General features: G+C 57.9%; 16 protein-coding genes and 1 pseudogene. 4 read left to right on the plus strand and 13 right to left on the minus strand.

The genetic code is table 11. From position 1 onward, the window contains the following. Nucleotides 1-686 precede the first annotated feature (686 nt). From PWP93_RS14950 to PWP93_RS14990, 9 genes are all read right to left on the minus strand, one after another. On the minus strand, nt 687-2,378 hold the full coding sequence (locus PWP93_RS14950; protein ID WP_421028997.1) for a TnsD family Tn7-like transposition protein: 1,692 nt from the start codon (nt 2,376-2,378) through the stop codon (nt 687-689). Then, entirely contained in the window at nt 2,375-3,865 is a 1,491-nt protein-coding gene (locus tag PWP93_RS14955; protein ID WP_421028996.1) for an ATP-binding protein, read from the minus strand. Before PWP93_RS14955 ends, PWP93_RS14950 begins: the two co-directional genes overlap by 4 nt. Then, on the minus strand, nt 3,862-6,069 hold the full coding sequence (locus tag PWP93_RS14960) for a Mu transposase C-terminal domain-containing protein (protein WP_421028995.1): 2,208 nt from the start codon (nt 6,067-6,069) through the stop codon (nt 3,862-3,864). The genes PWP93_RS14955 and PWP93_RS14960 overlap by 4 nt, the downstream gene beginning before the upstream one ends. 1 nt (nt 6,070) lies before the next feature. Beyond that, entirely contained in the window at nt 6,071-6,874 is an 804-nt protein-coding gene (locus PWP93_RS14965; protein WP_421045100.1) for a TnsA endonuclease N-terminal domain-containing protein, read from the minus strand. 233 nt (nt 6,875-7,107) lie between these two features. Continuing rightward, the gene (locus PWP93_RS14970) at nt 7,108-7,734 is read right to left on the minus strand and encodes a hypothetical protein (protein ID WP_421028993.1); all 627 of its coding nucleotides are present in this window, start codon (nt 7,732-7,734) and stop codon (nt 7,108-7,110) included. Between the two features lie 45 nt (nt 7,735-7,779). Next, entirely contained in the window at nt 7,780-8,190 is a 411-nt protein-coding gene (locus tag PWP93_RS14975; RefSeq protein ID WP_421028992.1) for a hypothetical protein, read from the minus strand. 24 nt (nt 8,191-8,214) lie between these two features. Beyond that, nucleotides 8,215-8,553, minus strand: coding sequence for a hypothetical protein (locus PWP93_RS14980; RefSeq protein WP_421028991.1), 339 nt, complete (start codon nt 8,551-8,553; stop codon nt 8,215-8,217). Nucleotides 8,554-9,035: 482 nt separating this feature from the next. Continuing rightward, nucleotides 9,036-9,401, minus strand: coding sequence for a hypothetical protein (locus tag PWP93_RS14985; RefSeq protein WP_421028990.1), 366 nt, complete (start codon nt 9,399-9,401; stop codon nt 9,036-9,038). A gap of 28 nt (nt 9,402-9,429) precedes the next feature. Next, nucleotides 9,430-9,651, minus strand: a complete 222-nt coding sequence (locus tag PWP93_RS14990; RefSeq protein WP_421028989.1) for a hypothetical protein — start codon at nt 9,649-9,651, stop codon at nt 9,430-9,432. A 503-nt stretch (nt 9,652-10,154) separates the two neighbouring features. Between PWP93_RS14990 and PWP93_RS14995 the strand changes: the two are divergent. Then, nucleotides 10,155-10,367: pseudogene (locus PWP93_RS14995) on the plus strand (LysR family transcriptional regulator); the annotation flags it as partial. Between the two features lie 10 nt (nt 10,368-10,377). Here PWP93_RS14995 and PWP93_RS15000 read toward each other — a convergent pair. The 4 genes from PWP93_RS15000 to PWP93_RS15015 form a co-directional block, all read right to left on the minus strand. Then, entirely contained in the window at nt 10,378-11,331 is a 954-nt protein-coding gene (locus PWP93_RS15000) for a restriction endonuclease (protein WP_421028988.1), read from the minus strand. A gap of 69 nt (nt 11,332-11,400) precedes the next feature. After that, the gene (locus PWP93_RS15005) at nt 11,401-12,213 is read right to left on the minus strand and encodes an HNH endonuclease (protein WP_421028987.1); all 813 of its coding nucleotides are present in this window, start codon (nt 12,211-12,213) and stop codon (nt 11,401-11,403) included. Nucleotides 12,214-12,304: 91 nt separating this feature from the next. Next, nucleotides 12,305-12,535 (minus strand): hypothetical protein, encoded by a 231-nt coding sequence (locus tag PWP93_RS15010; RefSeq protein ID WP_421028986.1) that lies wholly within the window; start codon nt 12,533-12,535, stop codon nt 12,305-12,307. Nucleotides 12,536-12,549: 14 nt separating this feature from the next. Beyond that, nucleotides 12,550-12,867 (minus strand): hypothetical protein, encoded by a 318-nt coding sequence (locus tag PWP93_RS15015; RefSeq protein ID WP_421042793.1) that lies wholly within the window; start codon nt 12,865-12,867, stop codon nt 12,550-12,552. Nucleotides 12,868-14,072: 1,205 nt separating this feature from the next. Between PWP93_RS15015 and PWP93_RS15020 the strand changes: the two genes are divergently transcribed. Genes PWP93_RS15020 through PWP93_RS15030 form a run of 3 tightly spaced genes read left to right on the plus strand, consistent with a single transcriptional unit; the run spans nt 14,073 to nt 17,700 of the window. Continuing rightward, complete coding sequence (locus tag PWP93_RS15020) at nt 14,073-15,263, plus strand: ABC-three component system protein (RefSeq protein ID WP_421028984.1); 1,191 nt, start codon at nt 14,073-14,075, stop codon at nt 15,261-15,263. Beyond that, the gene (locus tag PWP93_RS15025; RefSeq protein ID WP_421028983.1) at nt 15,260-15,748 is read left to right on the plus strand and encodes a three component ABC system middle component; all 489 of its coding nucleotides are present in this window, start codon (nt 15,260-15,262) and stop codon (nt 15,746-15,748) included. The genes PWP93_RS15020 and PWP93_RS15025 overlap by 4 nt, the downstream gene beginning before the upstream one ends. After that, nucleotides 15,745-17,700 (plus strand): DUF3732 domain-containing protein, encoded by a 1,956-nt coding sequence (locus PWP93_RS15030; RefSeq protein ID WP_421028982.1) that lies wholly within the window; start codon nt 15,745-15,747, stop codon nt 17,698-17,700. Before PWP93_RS15025 ends, PWP93_RS15030 begins: the two co-directional genes overlap by 4 nt. The last annotated feature ends 37 nt before the right edge of the window (nt 17,701-17,737 follow it).

A 17,737-nucleotide genomic window follows, 5' to 3' on the forward strand; every position in this document is an offset into this window, starting at 1 on the left:
GTTCGAGTGAGCGAGCCGATGTCGACGTAAGTTGCACGGACAGTGGTTCGGGATGGTACCAGGCGCAGCTGGCGATGAAGAGCGCGCACATCGGCGCGAGGACGCGAAGTGACGCGCGACAGGCAGCGTGAACAGTTTGCAAATTTAGGCTCCTGACGGGAAGCGGCGCGAGTGCAAAGTCACAGAGGGACTCGTATCTGGACGCGGGCTATTCTGCCGGAACTTGCTTAGCTAAGCCTGAACATGTCGGCAGAAATTATGCATGAGCGGAAACGAAATAGAGCCTGGCAGTCTCGGAACAACCATGGAAGAAACAGGAATGACCTTGCAAGGCATGGGTCGCCCCCTAACGATGGCCGGACTGAGGGCTCAACGCCAACCACCACTCAAGGCGGACGCTCTTCGGCGCCTGCCCAACTATTTCCGGAAAGGACGAGACTTGAATCTGTCATCACCAGCCGACAGCCCGCTTTCAGGTGCGGCCCGGTCGCTCGAATGGCGGTGTGAGCACGATGAGGAATGGCTGATGATGGCCGGCAAGCGCCCGTCGCCAGCCAGCGCATCGATGCGATATGCATATTTGGGTCCGCACACATTGAGCATCGGAACGTGCTGTTCCCCGCTTCGGGACCGGCGTAGCATGGCGAATAGCACCGACTGTCGAGCTTGAAGATTTTCGATCTGACTCATTTCCGGCGCTGATACGCACGCCCACCGATCGCCTGACCTCGCCACGCCGGTGGACCATCCCACTTGATCGTAATTCCCGCTCTGGACAGTTTTTCCAGCACATCGATATTTGCAGCCAGTGGTAACAAAGGCTCCCATCCACAGTATTCGATGATTGCCTGAGCGGCGTATAGTCCTACACCGGACAGAACGACAGCTTCGAACATCGGCGGTGCGTCTCCCCGTGCGCTCAGCACGGAATATGCCCACCACAACCGCCTTGCCCGGAAGTGCCACGTCGACTCCCGGTTGTCGGTAACCCGCTTGAGCGTGCGTGGATATCGTTCGCGGTGCCGGGGGGTGTCCACGACAGACACAGGCAGCGCTGCGAGCAAGCGCTCCTTCGTTACCTGTTGTGGTTTGCCGGACTGGGCGAGTAATTCGGCGGCGGCCGTGTCAACGTGCGCTGCAAAACGCTCGTCATCCGGTGACGCAGTTTCCGCAGACGATCTTGGACGCACTCCGTCCGTTGCCGGCGCCGAGAGCGTTTCAATAAGCCATTTCCGGTCATGCTCGTAGAGCCACGAAGTGATGCGATTCACTCTGCGCCACAGGTCTTCGAGCGTCGTTTTCGGATATTTTGATAGCTCGTCCCGTATCCGGCCCCGGTACGCCGCACGTGGAGTGGTTGGCGGCGACATGACGGAACGCCCCGAATGTAAATCAGCGGCCCTCGTGCCGCGAACTGCATCCTCATCGGACACTCGTTGCAGGGCCAGCGCAAACTTGTCTCGCGTACCAAAAAGATACATCGCCAGCAGCAGATGCCGAGTAATCGGCATATCCCAGGTGGTGTTGTCACCACCTGTCAAGCGTATCCAGAAGCTCATCCTCTTTGAGGCAAATGCCGGATCAACCTCGGAAAGAAACGCGTCACCCAATTCTCCGATCAAGTGTTCCTCAAACGCTTTCGCCTGTACCTGCGATCCCCATGCAAAGCCCAATTCGCGAATACGGCTCTGATACGCAGCACGAAGGCGAAAGCGACCTACCTGACCCAATGGGTAATTAAGCAGATCGTGGGCAAAACGCGCGTAATCAAGCATGACCCGCAGGTCCGATGCACTCGTGTCTTCCGCCCCCGCCACGAGCCAGCCACAGTGGCAAGCGTGCCACGGTTGACGCAGCAGGCGTGCCCGAAACTGGAACGGTCGACGACATTGAGGGCAACTCGACAGCAAGCGCCCGCCGTGTCGCCAACACACGCTGACACCCGGCACATGGTGGGCACGGTGCCAGTAACCCATGCCAAACGCATGGACGTCCTCTTTCACGCAAGCTGGACACAACCGGGCTTCTCCGTGATGCCCGACCACGCGGCGAGGTAGTCGACTCACCATGGCGCCAATGTCTGTGGTAGTGGATTGTGGTCCACCGGCCAGAAATGGCTCGAAAAGCGGCCAGAGGGTATTCTGTTCCAGAAGCTTTTTCCGTGCCGCAGGCGAACTGTCACCCATGCGATCCGCAAGATTCAGCATCGGCGGCGACACGATTTGCTCCAACGCAAACGGGATGCTGTCGAACAGGTCCAGAAATGTCTCTGCCTCAACCCGGTTGCCCGACAGCACGTGATGACGGGCAACGCGCGACTGGATGGTCTCGTCAGGCAACGACGGAACAAAAAACAGTAGTGCTCGCATCGAAGTCATGAGGCAGCATATGCCGTCGAAAATTCAAGAGCATCTTCCAGCAGCCATCCGGCGTCTTGTAATGCAACACGCGGTGCCTCATGCCCGGCAAGGGCGCGTGCTTCGGACGGAATTCGCTCTCCAGCGTTCGTAGTGCTGGTCGCTGGATTTTGGGTCATTTCGCACACTTCCGGCGAAGATGGCACAGAGCTCGCGGCGACTGGTCGCCGCATCTCACGAAGCATCGACAGTTGTGACGGCAAACGCGCGTCGCTATCGATCACTCCCATCATCGCGGCGATCTGGCTGTCGGGTGGGAGCAGATCCTCGAATTTCGCCATGCGCGTGGTGTCGCCGCTACGCAATGCATCGAGCGCTGGTTTGAGCAACTGCATCCGCGTGTCGGCGATGGTGCGCAACAGCTTGACCGTCAGGCGTTCTTCGCCCGTATGGATAGCGTGCCGCTGGGCGAGCACGAGCAGCTTGATAAGTATGTCCGTGACGCCTTGCGTCAGGTCGTACAGCACGTTGCGCAACTCGGCGGTGATTGGCTCCGCATGGCGAATCCACTGGTACTGCCATGCAGCATCTACCAGAAGCGCCCAGGCCGGATCGTCACTCGTTGGCTGCCTGAAGTCACTCAGCCCGAGCCCCGTGGCGCGCCTTGCGTTGCGCATCACATTCGAAAAGAGATCGATCATCGAATTTGTGCCCACAAACACGACCGGTATGCCAATGCAGTTGATGAGGTTCACAAAGAAGTTCAGCATGTTTTCCTTGCCACCGGTCTTCGCCACACGCAGATGCTGAAGTTCGTCGATGATCAGCACACCGACGAAATGAGTGCTCGCGATCTGTTCAATCTGGTGAACAAGCGGGACGATCCCGCGTATTGACCTGTAGCGTTTGGCATAGCGCTCATCTCCGATCGCTCGGTCAATGGCGCGAAAGAAAGCGTGGCATAACCCTGTGAGCGAACCGTCGAACGGACATTCGATCTTCAGCCAGGGGATCTGCACCTGAACAAGCTCGCGACCTCTGTAATGCTGGTGACGAATAGCCTGCGGATAGAGCCGAAGAATGGATTCCAGAGCCGTCGATTTGCCGATCCCGCTCAGTCCCACAACGCTCAGTGTGGATGCAGTGGATCGGAAACCACTTTCTGAGGTTTGGCCAAGGGCAAGCGCATACATGTGCCGCCACGTCGAGTGCGCAAGTGGATTGCGACCGACGTATCCGCTACGAATCAGCGAGGACAGCGCAGATTCGAGTTCCAGGTGGATCGGCAGCGGTTGAACCAGCTGCAGCAACCGGTCGATGCAGTGCAGCCGAACTTCCTTCGACAGTCCAACCTCACTCCCCGGTTCTTCCGGGAACAGTGCCAGGGCTGCTGCGGCATCCGCCTCGGTGCGGATTGACGGCAATGCTTCGATGAGCGGATTACCCTGATACTGTGCGATGGGCGACTCGACATATCCAGCGGCAACGAGGCGAGCAGGTGTCGTCATGTCCGATTGCTCCTGTTACGCAGTCGCCCGAGCAGATCCAGCACTTCCGCGCCGCGTTCGCCAGCGTAGGTATCGACAACGCCTTGCGTAGCCACGGCAGGCGCGGGGCTGACTGCCGGTCTCTTACCATCCACCGGCGATATGTCGCTCGCTCGTCGACGCTCGGCAGCTTTTTCGAACGTCCGATGCATCCTGATATCGCCTACCTGGCGGCTATCCGGGAGGGGCGTGGCTGGTTTCGCCGCGCGTTTGTCGATGCGAGCCTGTTCCACGGTTGCGTCGATATGCGCATCCAGGCGGACCCGATCGTTGAGCGTGGCATACGCGTTTTCGGTTGCTGGCTTGCCGGTCATGCCAAGCATGTCGAGAACTTCCTCCAGACGGCGCCGGGCGACCCGCTCCTCTGATGCGAGCAGGTCGCAGCGCACGAAGCAGCGTTGTGGGTCCTGAAGCCACACGTGAGTCGTGTCGTTCGGGTCGTACCAGACCGGTACACTGCGGCGTCCGCTCCGGCGTGCTGTGGCGAACCAGTTCTGCTCAATAGCGAGGGTGCACGAGTAATACATACCCTTGAAGCAGATGCCACCACGCTGGATCGACGCATTGTCGCGTGGCAGCAGGTGCAGGTAAACGAGGTCCTGCGGCTGCGTATTCGGTGTGGAGAGTCCGTGGTCCATGCCCCATCTCCAGAGATTGACCGGTGATGGCTCCAGCTCCGAGGGGATCATGTCGGCCGTCAGCCGTTCAGGTCTGCGGCTGTGATGGTTGTAATGCAGCACGCTGCGAATCATGATGCGGGTGAACTCCTCGAGGTCGAGAATCGCATCGAGGCGGTAATCCCGCTCACCGCGTTCGGCGATTCGCTGCCTGACCGCGCCTGGAATCCAGTGAATCTGCGCAGTCTTGTTCAGCAGACGGAACCGGCTTTCCACGATCGATTTCCAGTCTGGCCGGAACGGCGGCGCGATCGCAATGTCGATCCCAAGACCCGATACGATACCCTCAGCCGCCTGCCCAAGCATTTCACCGCGGTCTGCCATCAGTTCATGGGGAAGATGGTGCGACGGCCACGCCGACGGCTCGATATCAATGCCATATGTACTGCAGAATGCCACCTTGTCGGAAAACGCGTTGAACAGTGCGTGCCGTGCCCCGTTCCAGCTCGGTCCTTCCAGTCCGACGAAGGTTCCCACGATCATTGTCGAGAAAACGTCGATCACTACGTAGACGACGGGGCGTCCGATGACCCAATTCCGGTTGTATCGGCTGACCAGATAGATGTCCGCAATGGTCGCGTCGATTTCGAAGCGGTGCCCCGGCCCGTAGACGCCGTCGTTGGACCGCCCGGTCAATCCGCGATGATCCTTTTGCCAGCGCCTCTCGCCCATGCGTGACCGGTGAACCACCAGATCATCAAATGCCTTTTTCCCCCAGTAGCTGAACTGCCTTTGGCTGGGCAACTGATGAAGGGGCTTGAGCGTGAGGTCGTCCGTCGACGCGCCGGGCATGACGTGCTCTTCAACGTAGAACCGTCGCAGGGTCCGGTGATAAGCATCCACCACCGACGCGACTTCGTTGTTCCGGTAGAGGGAGTATCCGATCCGGATGAAGCCTTTGTCGTCCTCACCAAGTATTTTTCCACAGCGCCCGTCGCCGGCAACTGCATATACAGGAGGCCGCCCGGGACGTTTGCCGGGCGCGAATACGCGATCTTTGCCGGGGCCACCGGCGTTCCCATAGTTGGGCAACAGCGCGTTGCGGATCTGACCGAACATCCAATACCGGTAGAGCAAGCGGTAGAGCGTCTTGCGCTGTGTTTCTGTCGCTGTGGCATGTCGCGCGACGAGCGGGCCCATTGCTCCTTCGGCGAATATTTCGCCTGGCACGCCGGTCTCGACCAGACCGGCAATACGCTTCCAGTTGCGATCACGTGAGTCCCGGTCGGACGGCGAGATATCTTCTTCAACCTGGAGCATGTACGCAGGCAATCGGAACTGGGTACATCGTGCGTCGCCGCGTTCAAGCCATGTGCGAATCTCTTCGCCCGAGATGACCCACGGTTTGCGGGGTGTGGGCACAATGGAAATTAGTGTGGCCGGTGCAGCAGGGCCGCCGATCCAGAGAATGCGCGCCAGTCCTTCGAACGGCAGGCTATCGGACAGAGCTTCAATAACCGTATTGAGCAGCGTCGTGGTGTCGTCCATGTCACGCTGCCCTCTTATGGTGAAGCAGACCGTCTGACGCGATTTGTATCCGCGGCGCGGGTGATGTTACTTTCATGGGCGTTTCGAGATCGACGAGAAGCACCTTGTGCCAGACCAAATGTCTGAACAGACTGACGGCATCTGGATAAGGCATGCGCAGCCGATAACTCACGGTGCGAAGCAGCGACAAAAGTGTCCGGTCGTGCGTGCCGGCGTCTGCAATACCCCCGACAAAACTGGCCTGCAGGGTGTCGTCGCGCAATTCCCGTGCAATTTCTGCGCAACCGCGAAGCCAGATAAGATTGCTGGCCATCACGTCGCTCATGCTTGTCTCGGTGACGAGCTTCCAGTCGACGCCGCGCTGCGCCCAGAAAGCTTTTTCGAGTTCGAGCTTTTCGAGTGTGCGAGCAAGCCGGTTGCTGGGTGCCAGCTCGTCCGCATATTTGACGGTCCGGGCGAATTCGCTAACTGTGCCGTCATCTGATTTCACGGTGACGACGAAATCGGTCGTCATCACGAAAGGCATGGTTGTCCCCGCATAAAGCGGATAGCGGATGCCCCGTCGTCTGGCGATATCCTGAACCGACTCAACCGGAAGAATCGGGAACTGCTCGCGAATGTCGATGACGCGCTCTGAAAACTCAAGCGCTACAAGATAGCGATACTCAAGATCAGAGAGCACGTGGTGAATGCGCCCAGCCTTGAGTCCATGAACCTTTCGCGAACGTCCGCGGGACGGTACGTCCTGGACGCGAAGCCACGGTTTGTAGTCAACACCGACGCCCTGCCCAAAGCCTTGGGCCACATACCGCTCGATGTCCTGCTGTGTTCTGAAACGCCGCGCCCGCATGCCTGCCCCGTAGAATGAGAGGGCAGGAGGATACCGGGATGCAACCGGTTTGTGTCAATCTTTATTGTCTTGTGTCTAACTATTTTGTCTCGTGTCGAACTCTATTGTTTGCTCACAAGTTGTCCACGTACAGACAAAGCGTTTGATGAGACATAAAATTTTCCGTTATGTTTGCCGCAGCCGGTAAGTTAGCCGTGCCTCAAGTGAGGTCTGGAGAAATTTTCCAACGTTTGTATGGCGGTGAGTATTTGCTTTGTCAATTCGTTATCGGATGAGGTGCGAGTTCCGAAGACCTCAGATCTGACCTTGCTCGAAAATTGACGGTCAACACGAAAATTTTCACCTTCACTTACACAGTTGTCCATATAGCTTTCGATCGCCGCATACAGGATCGATACGCATCGCGACAGCAGTTGTGTCGCTTCGCGCGCCTCGGAGCCCCAAATTGCTTCCGCTTCAAGACTACGAGTATCGAACTCTTTCAAAGCGGTCGCGACATGCGACCAGCGATTCTTGAAAACATGGTTCCAAGCGTTCACTTCGTCTTTCGTCGATGGATTGACGCCGGCTTGCTTGTACCCTGCGGGGAATTCAGCTGCGACCACGAGCGGAGCCCTGCAGTTGAAAAGAGCCTCACGAAGCGAATACGATGCGCGCATTAGCGCTAGTGCAGCCTCGAACTTTGTCCTTCCACCAAGCTCGCGGAGCCAGTTATTGAGTCCTTTCCGTGCAACTAGTGCCGTGACGATGCCTGCCACCCCGAGCAAAACATCTTTTCCCATGCCCACGACTAGACCGATCTCAGCTAGTCCCATGGCAACTCCCACGCAGTCTCATTCTTTGTTTTCCTTGATCCCTGATCAGTTGGGTACTGTGCATTTCCCCGTTAGCAGCCACATTCCGGTTCGGTCCTCAGCGAGATAGCGATGCCCGCGCTTGATGATCGTTGGCGACCCAAGGATCTTGCATCCAGCTGCTTGCGGCTCGCCCTTCGTCGTTATTTGATATTCGACGTCTCCGAGCGCAACGTGCATCGGATCTTCGGCAACGTCTTCCTTGGTCAGTTTGTGAATAACGATGCTCTCCACGCTCATATTACCGGCGGCGAGTCTGCTCCCTAAGTCGCCTTCATAGGCAGGGATGGAGTGCACAATCTTGCTTATCCCTATTGGGTCATTCACGCCCGAGAAGCTCTGTGCTTCAGCGCCCGACACCACCGAGAGCAGTGTCAGAATAAGCGCATGGTGTCTTGTCGTTAGTAACTTGTTCATTGACTTCCCTACGCACCTGTTTTCCTAGTCGCGTGGCGGTTCGCCATCGATTTCGAGCTTTGCCAATGTGGCCAAGCGGCTCAGATAGGCATTCATATGAGCTGTGCTGTCCGTGGGTACGCAACCGTCGTTGTAGAGGAAGATCGTGTCGACGTTGGTATCGCCTTTGTATGAGATCTTCGCGGCACGAGCCGCTGTTAGCCCCTTGATTTTCACCAAAGTGGGGTGATCGGCGTACGTGACAAACGCATTCGTCCAAAAACCGACTGGCTTGTATTCACGATTCAAAACTGCGTATCGGCCATCCTCTTGGCGCTTCACGCAGTACGGCAGAAAGGTCGAGCGGACATCTTTCAGTGGCATGGCATCCTCGTTTTCTCGTTATGCCTGGCGTGACCGGCTGGTTTCCGTTTTCCGTTATGGCTATTTTCCCAGAATCTTCCTATCGACAAACCGGTGGTTCCGAGGCGCGCGCGTTGGCTTGAGCAGCGGTCATCGTGCGATACATGTCGACCCGCTGCACAGAAATTTTGTACCGCTCCTCCGCGAGGTTGTACGCATCGATTTCTTTTCCACATCCCATACCAAACGTGGAGTTCTTTTGGCATTCTTCTACGGCATCGAGAGCCGTTCGCTGGTCGCCACTAGCTTGCTCAAGATCTTGGCCCAACTGAGCCATATCCATATTCTGAGTCAACGCTGCGATTCGAGTCTCCGTAGCCGCATGTTGCTGCGCCGAGACGCAGCCAACGCTCGTTTGCGCGTACACGGGAGTCAACACGAGGAGTACAGCCAGTCCATTCCATCTCGAAGGCGAGCGCACGCGATTCTCCTTGTTTCCGCCGTCAGATAGTCTCAGCGTACATCCGTCCGTCGAGGCAACCAAACTCCACCTTTGCCGGGAACGGTCGAATACCTTGCTGCGCTAAAGCGACGCAGCTGAAAGCCCAATCTGCTAGTTCGAGCGGAAGACGACACAACGTCCGTTCGTTTGCGCAATCTGCGGTGATCGTGGGTAACGCGCACTTTCCAGGGCCGATGGATGGCGCGTCAACCTTTGCCGCATCACAGTCGGCCACGTCGACATAGAGGAAGCCGACCTTATAGACGGTGAACACCGATCCGGTTTCTGATGCCACTGAGATTGCCGGAACGCCTATCTCGGGAAGGGCCAGCCACTCGGCCACTGACGTCACCTTTCTCTCGCTCATCGTGTACCTCTCCTTCAAATCAATTTTCCTATGTCAAAAGCGCAGCAATATCTTTGTCGCAGGAGAACTTGATTGCCAAGAGCATTTCTTGCGCTGAGGTCAGTCGTTGGATCCTCGTTTCGAACCTCCACGTCGAGCGATCCAATATTGGATCGCTCGGCACAACGCCAGCCATTCGGTGAAAATCTAGCGCATCAATGATGCGGCTCCAAGCGTCGACCGTCGTACAGGGGTAGGTGAAGCGCAGCATCGTGTTTTCCGTTCTGTTAGCTCGACGCCACTCTGAGGACCCTTACCTCGGCCACACGCACAATGAATTCGATGCGCCCGGTGCGATGCGAAGCCAGGACTCAGTTGTCGGTAGTCTCGTAGTTGACATACATCGATTGAATGCCCACGCGCCCCGGTCCAGTAAATCTGTTCACGATGAAATTCATTCCAGCCCCGAATAACCCGCTTGTGAGTCGATCGACCACTGTTTCCATTTTGACACCTGGCGTCTTATACAGCCAACCACCCGATTTCCGTCTGACCCATCGTACCTTTCGTGCGCGAGTGCACGTGGCGCAGTTCATTGGCGGAAGCAATCCCAAGTTCATCTCTTAAGCTCATAGTTCGCTTTCTCCTGTTCAAGCTGCTTTGCGGCGTTTTCCTACTTGTCCGTCACGCCGCCTCTATGTGACACCGCCAGATTTGCGCGGATTTAGACCGCCATCTACACCAAGCGGATCGTCGGCTGCCCGAGAGCGTTCGCGAAATGACGCCCCGGCGGCCGTGCGGCTCAACATGTCGCCGGCGGCGACGAACGCCACACTCAAACGCGCATGCTGCTCGACGATTCGCTGCTCGTGCGCAGCCGCTACAAGATGGTGCCGACCAAATTCGACGCGTGCACGTCGGTGCGCACCTACCGGATTGGCTGCCCCGACTGCCTGAACGTGCTTCGTGCCGAAGCGCGTAGCTCTGTCGTAGCTCATCAGGTTGAATCTTCATCAAAGTAATCGCTGTCTACTTTCGGCACCTTGACTGTCCGCACCGAGACGCCAAGCTCGTAGTCGATCATGAGTTCCGCCAACCTCACTCCATCGACGAGCACCACGCGCTCCACCGACTTGGCAAACTCAATCGCTTGCGAGGTATACGCGGACGTCGTGATGAACACACCCTTATTCGCCCGCTGTCCCGCGAGTGCGCCGTAAAACGCTTGCACTTCCGGTCGGCCAACAGTTTGCTGCCAACGTTTGGCCTGGACATACACCTTCTCAAGACCGAGCCTGTCGAGAGAAATAACCCCGTCAATTCCACCATCGCCGGAACCGCCAACGCGTTGCAGATCTGCCCGACTCGCTCCGTAGCCCATACGGTGAAGCAGATCGAGGACGATGGTTTCGAAGTAGGATGGCGATACGGTAGCAAGCGTTTCAAGAAGCTCAGCGGCGACCGCTTGACGTAGCTCCAATACCGCTTCGGCCAAACGGTCATCCGGACTCGCCACGGTTGGCGAAGCGGACGCAGGGGCGATTGCCACAGTCGATGCAAATGAAGCACCGTTTGGAGTCGGCCTTAGCCGGACGTCTGTAAACGCAAGGGCAAGTTTCTCGACGTCGCTTGAGGACAGGGGCGCAGGGTGTGACCGCGCGTACGCCAGACCTTCAGCGGTGAGCTGCCAATATCCGCGGCGTGGACTGCTGGATAGCCCCGCGCGCTTCAACCTGTCGTGTGCCCAGCCAGCGCGATTCTTGTAGATTGGCTGCGAACTGCTTGCCAACAACTCCTGGCGATCTGCGTCGGAGATCTGCAGCGCTTGCGCTGCGGCTTCGTACGCTTCGCGAGCGGGAGCTCCGGTAGGCCGAGCTTCAAGATAGCGAAGGATCGGTTCGATGAATTGATCGTAGCTCGGAATGGTCATTTCTGTGGTGGGTCGCTGCACTTTCCGTATCGATATTCAAGACGCTCAGACGCATAGGCTCATTTGAACGGCGATGGTGTTGCCGCGCTGCTACGAGTGTCCGCTCGCATTGTTGACCATTTCGCGCAGGTCATCAATCGGAAGGACTTCGGAGCCCCGATGCAACATCGCGTGACAATTCGGACACACGGGACGGAGATCGCGAATCGGATCGATCGCGTAGCGCTCCCCAATGCTTGAGAGCGGGACCACATGATGCACGTGAATATATCCCCTTCCCAGCGGCCCATAAACCACGGCAAAATCGAAGCCACATACACTACATTTCGTTCCGTAATGGTCAATGCAGGCTTTGCGTGCTCGAGGGTCACGCTCATACGCGTTGACGTTGACGGTGCGACTCGCGCCTTCAAAATACAGAGCGGGAGTCAGGATTTCGTCCGGTGTCATCGCCGGTGCCTGACCATGAGCTTGGAGGTGCGCACTCCAAAGGCCTTCTAGCTGCAATGCTGCCGTTGGTTCGATCGAGATGCCGGACGATTGCGTCCGCCAGTTGACGGCGGCCAATGGGCCATTTTGAAGTTGATCCAGCGGCAAAATCTCATTTTTCGTTGGATCGAGCAATGTGTCGAAGCGGACATAAACGTAGAGCGCTTTGTCCTCGCGAGCTACATCCCAATGCGCGTCGGCATGAGGGGATGACTTCGCCTGACCTGAGGCGACGATGCCACGCGGTTCCACTCCCTGGCGCAGAAGGAAGAGACGATCTCCCGGTTTTATGCGCCGTGTATGTCCGCAACTCCATCGATCTTCGAAGAACCCATGCGCCTTAAGGATCGCAAGGTCGCTGGCTAGGTCCCAGTTCCATCGCTTTGGGTTCCAGGTGAGGAGGTAAGTGTTCATCTCCCAATGTGCTCCGTATCGATTGGTTGATGCAATCGGAATACCTCACGAAGCTGCTCGCTTTATCCGCAGCACTCTGTTTTCCTTGGGCTCAGCCCTTGTCCGTGATCGCATAGTAGAGGTGCCACCACCAAGCGGTCCGAGTCTCCACCGTGCATTTACTCAAAGCGCTCGGATTTTGTGCACCAATCGCCGCAACAGTCTCGCGCATGTTCGGACACATCCCGAGCCACAGTGCATACCGCTCGTTTTCAACCCGTACCAGCGCTTTGCCGAGCACGAAAGCCACGGCAAGGAGAAGGACAATGAATAGAGTGCGCACGGATGTTTTCCGACTCAATGATGTTTGTGTACGGGCCGCCGGTGGGCAGTTGTAAGCAGGACGTTGTCGCCGGCCGCGGCGTCAAGCGATGACACCGAGGCATCAGCCACGACCACGTGGACTTGCTGCGCAAATGCTTCCTCAAACCGCTTCCGGGCGTGTGCAAGGCACTCAGCCTCCGTGCCTTCGCCGGCCGCCGCCGCAGCCCGAGCCGATGCCTTCGCCGCGAGACCGAACACGGCGACGGCTTCGTCCCATGTCAGGCCGGTCGAGATTGCCTCTTCGACGAATCGTTCGACCGGTTCGCTTGCTTTCGTTCGTAGGGTGCCCATGAATTCTTCCTTGCCTCCTTTAGAGCAAGTCATCTGCTCGCTGCTGCGCACATCCCAGTCACGTGAACCTCGCACGGTTGCTCCAGCGACGGGCGAAGGCGCGTGCACGCTCGGAACATGTGGAGATGGAGCGGCCGTTCGCTGATACTCACGTCCCCATTCGGCCTCAGGACGACAGCAGAGAACAGTACGCCGGGCCCGATCCGTATGCAATCGTCCATGATGTTCTTCTTTGATTCCCAAGTTGACGCGCGGCTATGTGGCGGTTTCCCCGTTGTCCCAGACGTGTCACCTGCGTACCGATTCCACTAGCCGCGCTGACACGTGCTGCGAGCTCGTCTCACGTCATCCGCAACTGCTTCATCGCGAAACGCAAGAAGTCCCGCCGGGCACGGTCCGAAGACCGCTTTGGTGCCTCTGTCTAACCCTTCTTTATCGGCATCTCTGTCCAAACCTGTATATCCGAACGAGGAGCTCGACCAAAATTTATGCGAAATGCATTTAATCGCGCAGGTTGACTGCAGCGACGGCTTCACGGAGCTCTCGCTGCGATACATCCAGATATGGCGCAATGTGATCGAGGTGCGAATGCCCAAAGAGGATCTGAACAGTCTCGAGCGAGTGCCCCTGGGCGACAAGGCGGCTCGCAAATGTCCTCCCCCACGACTGTCTGCTGTATCCGGCACGGAGGGCTGCGGCGCGGTACAGACTCGTCACGTAGCTCTGCAGGCTGTCGGCGGCCGGTTACTCGACAGCTTCGCCTTCGAAATTGACGCGGCGCTTCAAATTCAGTTCGAACGGCCCCCCTTCTGCGTGAGGATGAGTCGTGTGTGAGGCATGAGCCCGCGATACTCGCACTTGTCCAGCAAGACGCCATTAGCACGTATATACCCCCTCAGGCGGCTGAGAGTCTTTTTCCCGACATTCGAGCTTCAAAGCCACGAATGTCCGCTATCACTTCTCGTGGATGCGTAGTCTGGACCCGTTGCAGTCTTTCCGGAAATCTGGCTAACGGCCGCTCAGCAGCGGTTGCTGCCATTGACGGGCACGCCGTGAATTCACGGCTTCCCCCGCATCGCCGTCTCACACTGTTTGTCGCCCCGAGCGTGTAACATTCTGCCACACACGTTCCGCAAAGAAGATTCATGAGGCTGCAGGCCTTCTAACGACTGTAGGCGTCGCCGCGGGTAAAAACAGGGGGACAAGTGGCAACGAAAACCGACAAATACGCTGCCGGCGAGCAGGGGCTGGGTTACGTCTACCAGATTCGCTTCGCGCTCGCCCATCTGATGAAGCAGGACGAGGGGCAGTCGCTGCTTATTGAGGCGGACGACGATGTCGAGCTCCGAGACATCGAAGGCCGAAAGACACTCATCTCGCTGAAACACAAGCAGGCCGGCGAAACTGTTGGAACGCTATCGACCGATTTCTGGAAGTCAGTTCGAATCTGGCTCGATCGCTACGTCAGAGACGGCAAGCTCGCTTGCGAGCATTCGTATTGCATGGCGACAACCGCACGCGTCGGTCCAAGCTCGATGCTGAAGTACTTCCAAGAAGGCTCTGCACCGAAGCCGGCAGACTTTGCAATGCAGTTGATTGCTGAACTCAAGGGTTCGAAGGCCGACCTCAGTGCTGAGGTGAACGCTACCCTCGCTTCGTTGTCTGGTGATGAGCAACGCGACTTCTTTGAACGCATCGTGATCGCTGACAGCTCTTTGCGCATCAAGGAGCTGGACTCCGCTTTCGAGCCTCTCATGCGGTCCGTTGCCCAAAAATTCCGCGTGGATGTGCGGGAGCGGATGGAGGGCTGGTGGCTGAACCAGGCCATCGAAGTCATTCAGGGCGACCGCGAGCCCATCACAGGTGCAGAGGTGTGGGCGAAGTTCGCCAGCATCAACAGCGAGTACTACGATGAACGCCTGCCCATTACCTTCGACGATGAGTACCCGCCCGAGGGCATAGACCCGTTGAAGGACCCGCGCCAGTTCGTCCAGCAGTTGCGTGCCATCGGCATGCCGACGGACAGTCTCGAGTTGGCCATTCTCGACTTCTACCGGGCGTTCTCCCAGCGTGCGCATTGGGCTAGGGTGAACGTGCTGTTCGGGGGAGAGATGAAGAAATTTGAACGCCGCCTCGTTGAGGAGTGGAAGCGTGCCAAGGCATGGGTCAAGGTTAGCGAAACGGACAACGAAGAACAGCTTCAAGAGGCCGGCAGGCGACTGTATGACTGGGCAGAGAACCAGTCGAGGGGCCTTCAGATTCGGAGGCAGGTCACCGAGGACTTCATACGTCGTGGGAGCTTCCACATTCTGGCGGACGAGAAGCCCGATCCGCGAGTCCACTGGCATCCCAAGTTCCTCGAGAACCTAAAGGCCACCTTGAAGGTGCCAGCATGATTGATTGGTCCACACGCCCATTTGAAGAGCGAAACCTCTTCAATCCAGCTTTCTGCGCGCTGATCCTTGCCGCAGCAATTCGCGAGTACGAGCGGGTCGCCGGAAGACCGATGCCTTATTCGCTGACGCTCCTCGTACTGCCGCTGTGCCTGCATCAGGCAGCACGCGACGAAATTCTCGGCAGCAAGAAGCTCTCGGTATTGCGAATCGTCGCGCTCCAGCCTGACCTCCTGGTCGACTTCGCTGAGCGGGCTAGGTCACTCGTTCAGTACGCCACCGAAGCCTTCGCTTTACTCGCCAGCAAGGGCTGTATAGAGGTTTCCGACGACGGAGGCATCCACCTTATCCCTAGAAGAGTCTCCCCTCAGGCACTTAGCACCGACGACGCCGAGATGTGCCGCAACGCAGCCACGGCCTTAGGGCGAGACTTCGCCAAGATCAATGACCGCGTGACGATCTACGCAAGCTTGTCCATCCGACCATGAAGATTGCGTCAATCCACATCTACAGCCACGACGGACGTAGGCGCGACCTCACCTTGAAACCCGAGGGGCTAAATATCATCACAGGCCTGGCTTCGACAGGCAAGTCGTCGCTATCGGACATCGTCGAATACTGCATGGGCGAAGACAATTGCAAGATCGCGGAAGGGTTCATCCGCGAGAGGGTGTCGTGGTTCGCGGTGACGTTCCAATTTTTGCACGAACAGGTGTTCGTCGCCAAGCCCAACCCGAAACCAGGGAAGGTCCAGTGCTCGCTGGCAATGGTCTTGCGCGGCAGAGAGATTCGAACGCCCGACTTCGAAGCGCTAATGCACAACGGGGGTGACGAGCTTGTCCACGAGGTTCTATCGTCCCTTCTGGGTATTCCGGAAGCCAAGACGCCGGTGCCAGAGCGGAGCAGCCGCACGGGCTACTCAATCAACGTAAAACACACGACTTTCTACTTGTTCCAAAAGCAGGGACTGGTTGCTAGCAAAGAGCTGTTGTTTTACCGGCAGGCGGAAGAGCACCTTCCTCAAGCCATTCGCGACACCTTCGCAGTGCTGTTCCGCATCTCCAATGTGGGCGACATGGAGGCTGAGGCTAACCGGCGCGCCACGCAACGCGAGTTGAAGATTGCACAAAGGGAGCTACGCGTTGCTCAGGAGACGGAAGATACTCTGGACACGCGAGGCCTCGGGCTGCTAGCTGAGGCACGGGCGGCTGGCATCCCGTTCAGCAACTCCGCTGCCAACAATGCGTGGAGTGAACTGGCGGCTTCGCTCCGGGAGGTGTTGGCATGGCGACCCGGACAGATTCCCCTTCTAGCAGACAGCGAGATGGCCAAGCTGCAGGCCCGTCGTTCGAGACTGCGCGCGGAACGACGGCAGGTTCAGGACCAAATCGCTGCCGTGCAGCGGTACGTCAAGGGTGCCTCAGACTTTCAGACCGAGGTGCAAGAGCAGCGTTCGCGCCTGGAATCCATCAACGCCCTGCCGCGTTCCCCTAGCGGCGCATGGCAGTGGCCCTTCCTCAGCGAAGCCGACGCACGCATGGACGGGATCGCCCAAGCCTTGCTGGAGGAACTGTCCAGCTTGGATAGGGATCTCGAGAACGTCGGTGGGGCGCGTCCCCGGCTAGACGAGCACTTGGCCGGACTCACCGACAAGGCTAGTCGCCTGAGGGAAGAGATTTACGGGATCGAGGTCGACCTCAACGCTGCTGTGCTTGCCGAAGAGAAGGCTGCCGCTCAAGAAGACGCTAACACCCAGGCTGCCAAGATCCAAGGGCGCGTCAGCTTCTATCTGGAGAGTCTCACGCCCAGCAACACGATCAGCACGCTCAAGCTCAAGGTCGAACGGCTGCAGGCGAAGTTGAATCAACTCACTCAACAGAGCGGCTCCGACGACGCGGACGCACGGATGGAATCAGTCATCACGCACATCTCGGCGGCGATGAGCGCGCTTGTGCGCGAGTTCAAAGCCTACTTCTCGGAGTTTCCGTTCAGGCTGGATATGCGCAATCTCACCGTGCTGGTTCAGCGGCCCGGCAACCCCGTTCCCATGATTCGCACCGGTGGCGGCGCGAACTGGCTGGCGTATCACATCTCCGCTTTGCTTGCACTGCACCAGTACGCTTGGGAGAACAACGTGCCGATCCCTCGGTTTCTCATGCTGGACCAGCCGACGCAGGTGTACTTCCCATCGCAGACTGCCTACGAGTCGGTCGCGGGCGATGCCAAGCGAGTGCGAACCGTTGATGTCGACCTAGCTGCAGCCAAGCGGCTCTTCGAGACGCTGTTGAACTACACCAAGGTACTCGTACCCGGCTTCCAGCTCATCGTGACGGAACACGCCAACTTCGCTGAGGACTGGTTCCAGGAGGCGCTCATCGAAGAGCCGTGGATGGATCCGCCGGCGTTGGTGCCAAAAGACTGGCCAAGCTGGGGTTCGTAACGTCTCGGTGTCTATCTTCGCGCGAATGGGCAGGAAC

Source organism: Paraburkholderia sp. A1RI-2L (assembly GCF_048957375.1).
Taxonomy (GTDB): domain Bacteria; phylum Pseudomonadota; class Gammaproteobacteria; order Burkholderiales; family Burkholderiaceae; genus Paraburkholderia.

Bases quoted from the DNA above. Each gene is read 5' to 3' on its own strand.
- PWP93_RS14950 (WP_421028997.1), bottom strand. From the start codon at position 2,378: ATGACTTCGATGCGAGCACTACTGTTTTTTGTTCCGTCGTTGCCTGAC.
- PWP93_RS14955 (WP_421028996.1), bottom strand. From the start codon at position 3,865: ATGACGACACCTGCTCGCCTCGTTGCCGCTGGATATGTCGAGTCGCCC.
- PWP93_RS14960 (WP_421028995.1), bottom strand. From the start codon at position 6,069: ATGGACGACACCACGACGCTGCTCAATACGGTTATTGAAGCTCTGTCC.
- PWP93_RS14970 (WP_421028993.1), bottom strand. From the start codon at position 7,734: ATGGGACTAGCTGAGATCGGTCTAGTCGTGGGCATGGGAAAAGATGTT.
- PWP93_RS14975 (WP_421028992.1), bottom strand. From the start codon at position 8,190: ATGAACAAGTTACTAACGACAAGACACCATGCGCTTATTCTGACACTG.
- PWP93_RS14980 (WP_421028991.1), bottom strand. From the start codon at position 8,553: ATGCCACTGAAAGATGTCCGCTCGACCTTTCTGCCGTACTGCGTGAAG.
- PWP93_RS14985 (WP_421028990.1), bottom strand. From the start codon at position 9,401: ATGAGCGAGAGAAAGGTGACGTCAGTGGCCGAGTGGCTGGCCCTTCCC.
- PWP93_RS14990 (WP_421028989.1), bottom strand. From the start codon at position 9,651: ATGCTGCGCTTCACCTACCCCTGTACGACGGTCGACGCTTGGAGCCGC.
- PWP93_RS15005 (WP_421028987.1), bottom strand. From the start codon at position 12,213: ATGAACACTTACCTCCTCACCTGGAACCCAAAGCGATGGAACTGGGAC.
- PWP93_RS15015 (WP_421042793.1), bottom strand. From the start codon at position 12,867: ATGGGCACCCTACGAACGAAAGCAAGCGAACCGGTCGAACGATTCGTC.
- PWP93_RS15025 (WP_421028983.1), top strand. From the start codon at position 15,260: ATGATTGATTGGTCCACACGCCCATTTGAAGAGCGAAACCTCTTCAAT.
- PWP93_RS15030 (WP_421028982.1), top strand. From the start codon at position 15,745: ATGAAGATTGCGTCAATCCACATCTACAGCCACGACGGACGTAGGCGC.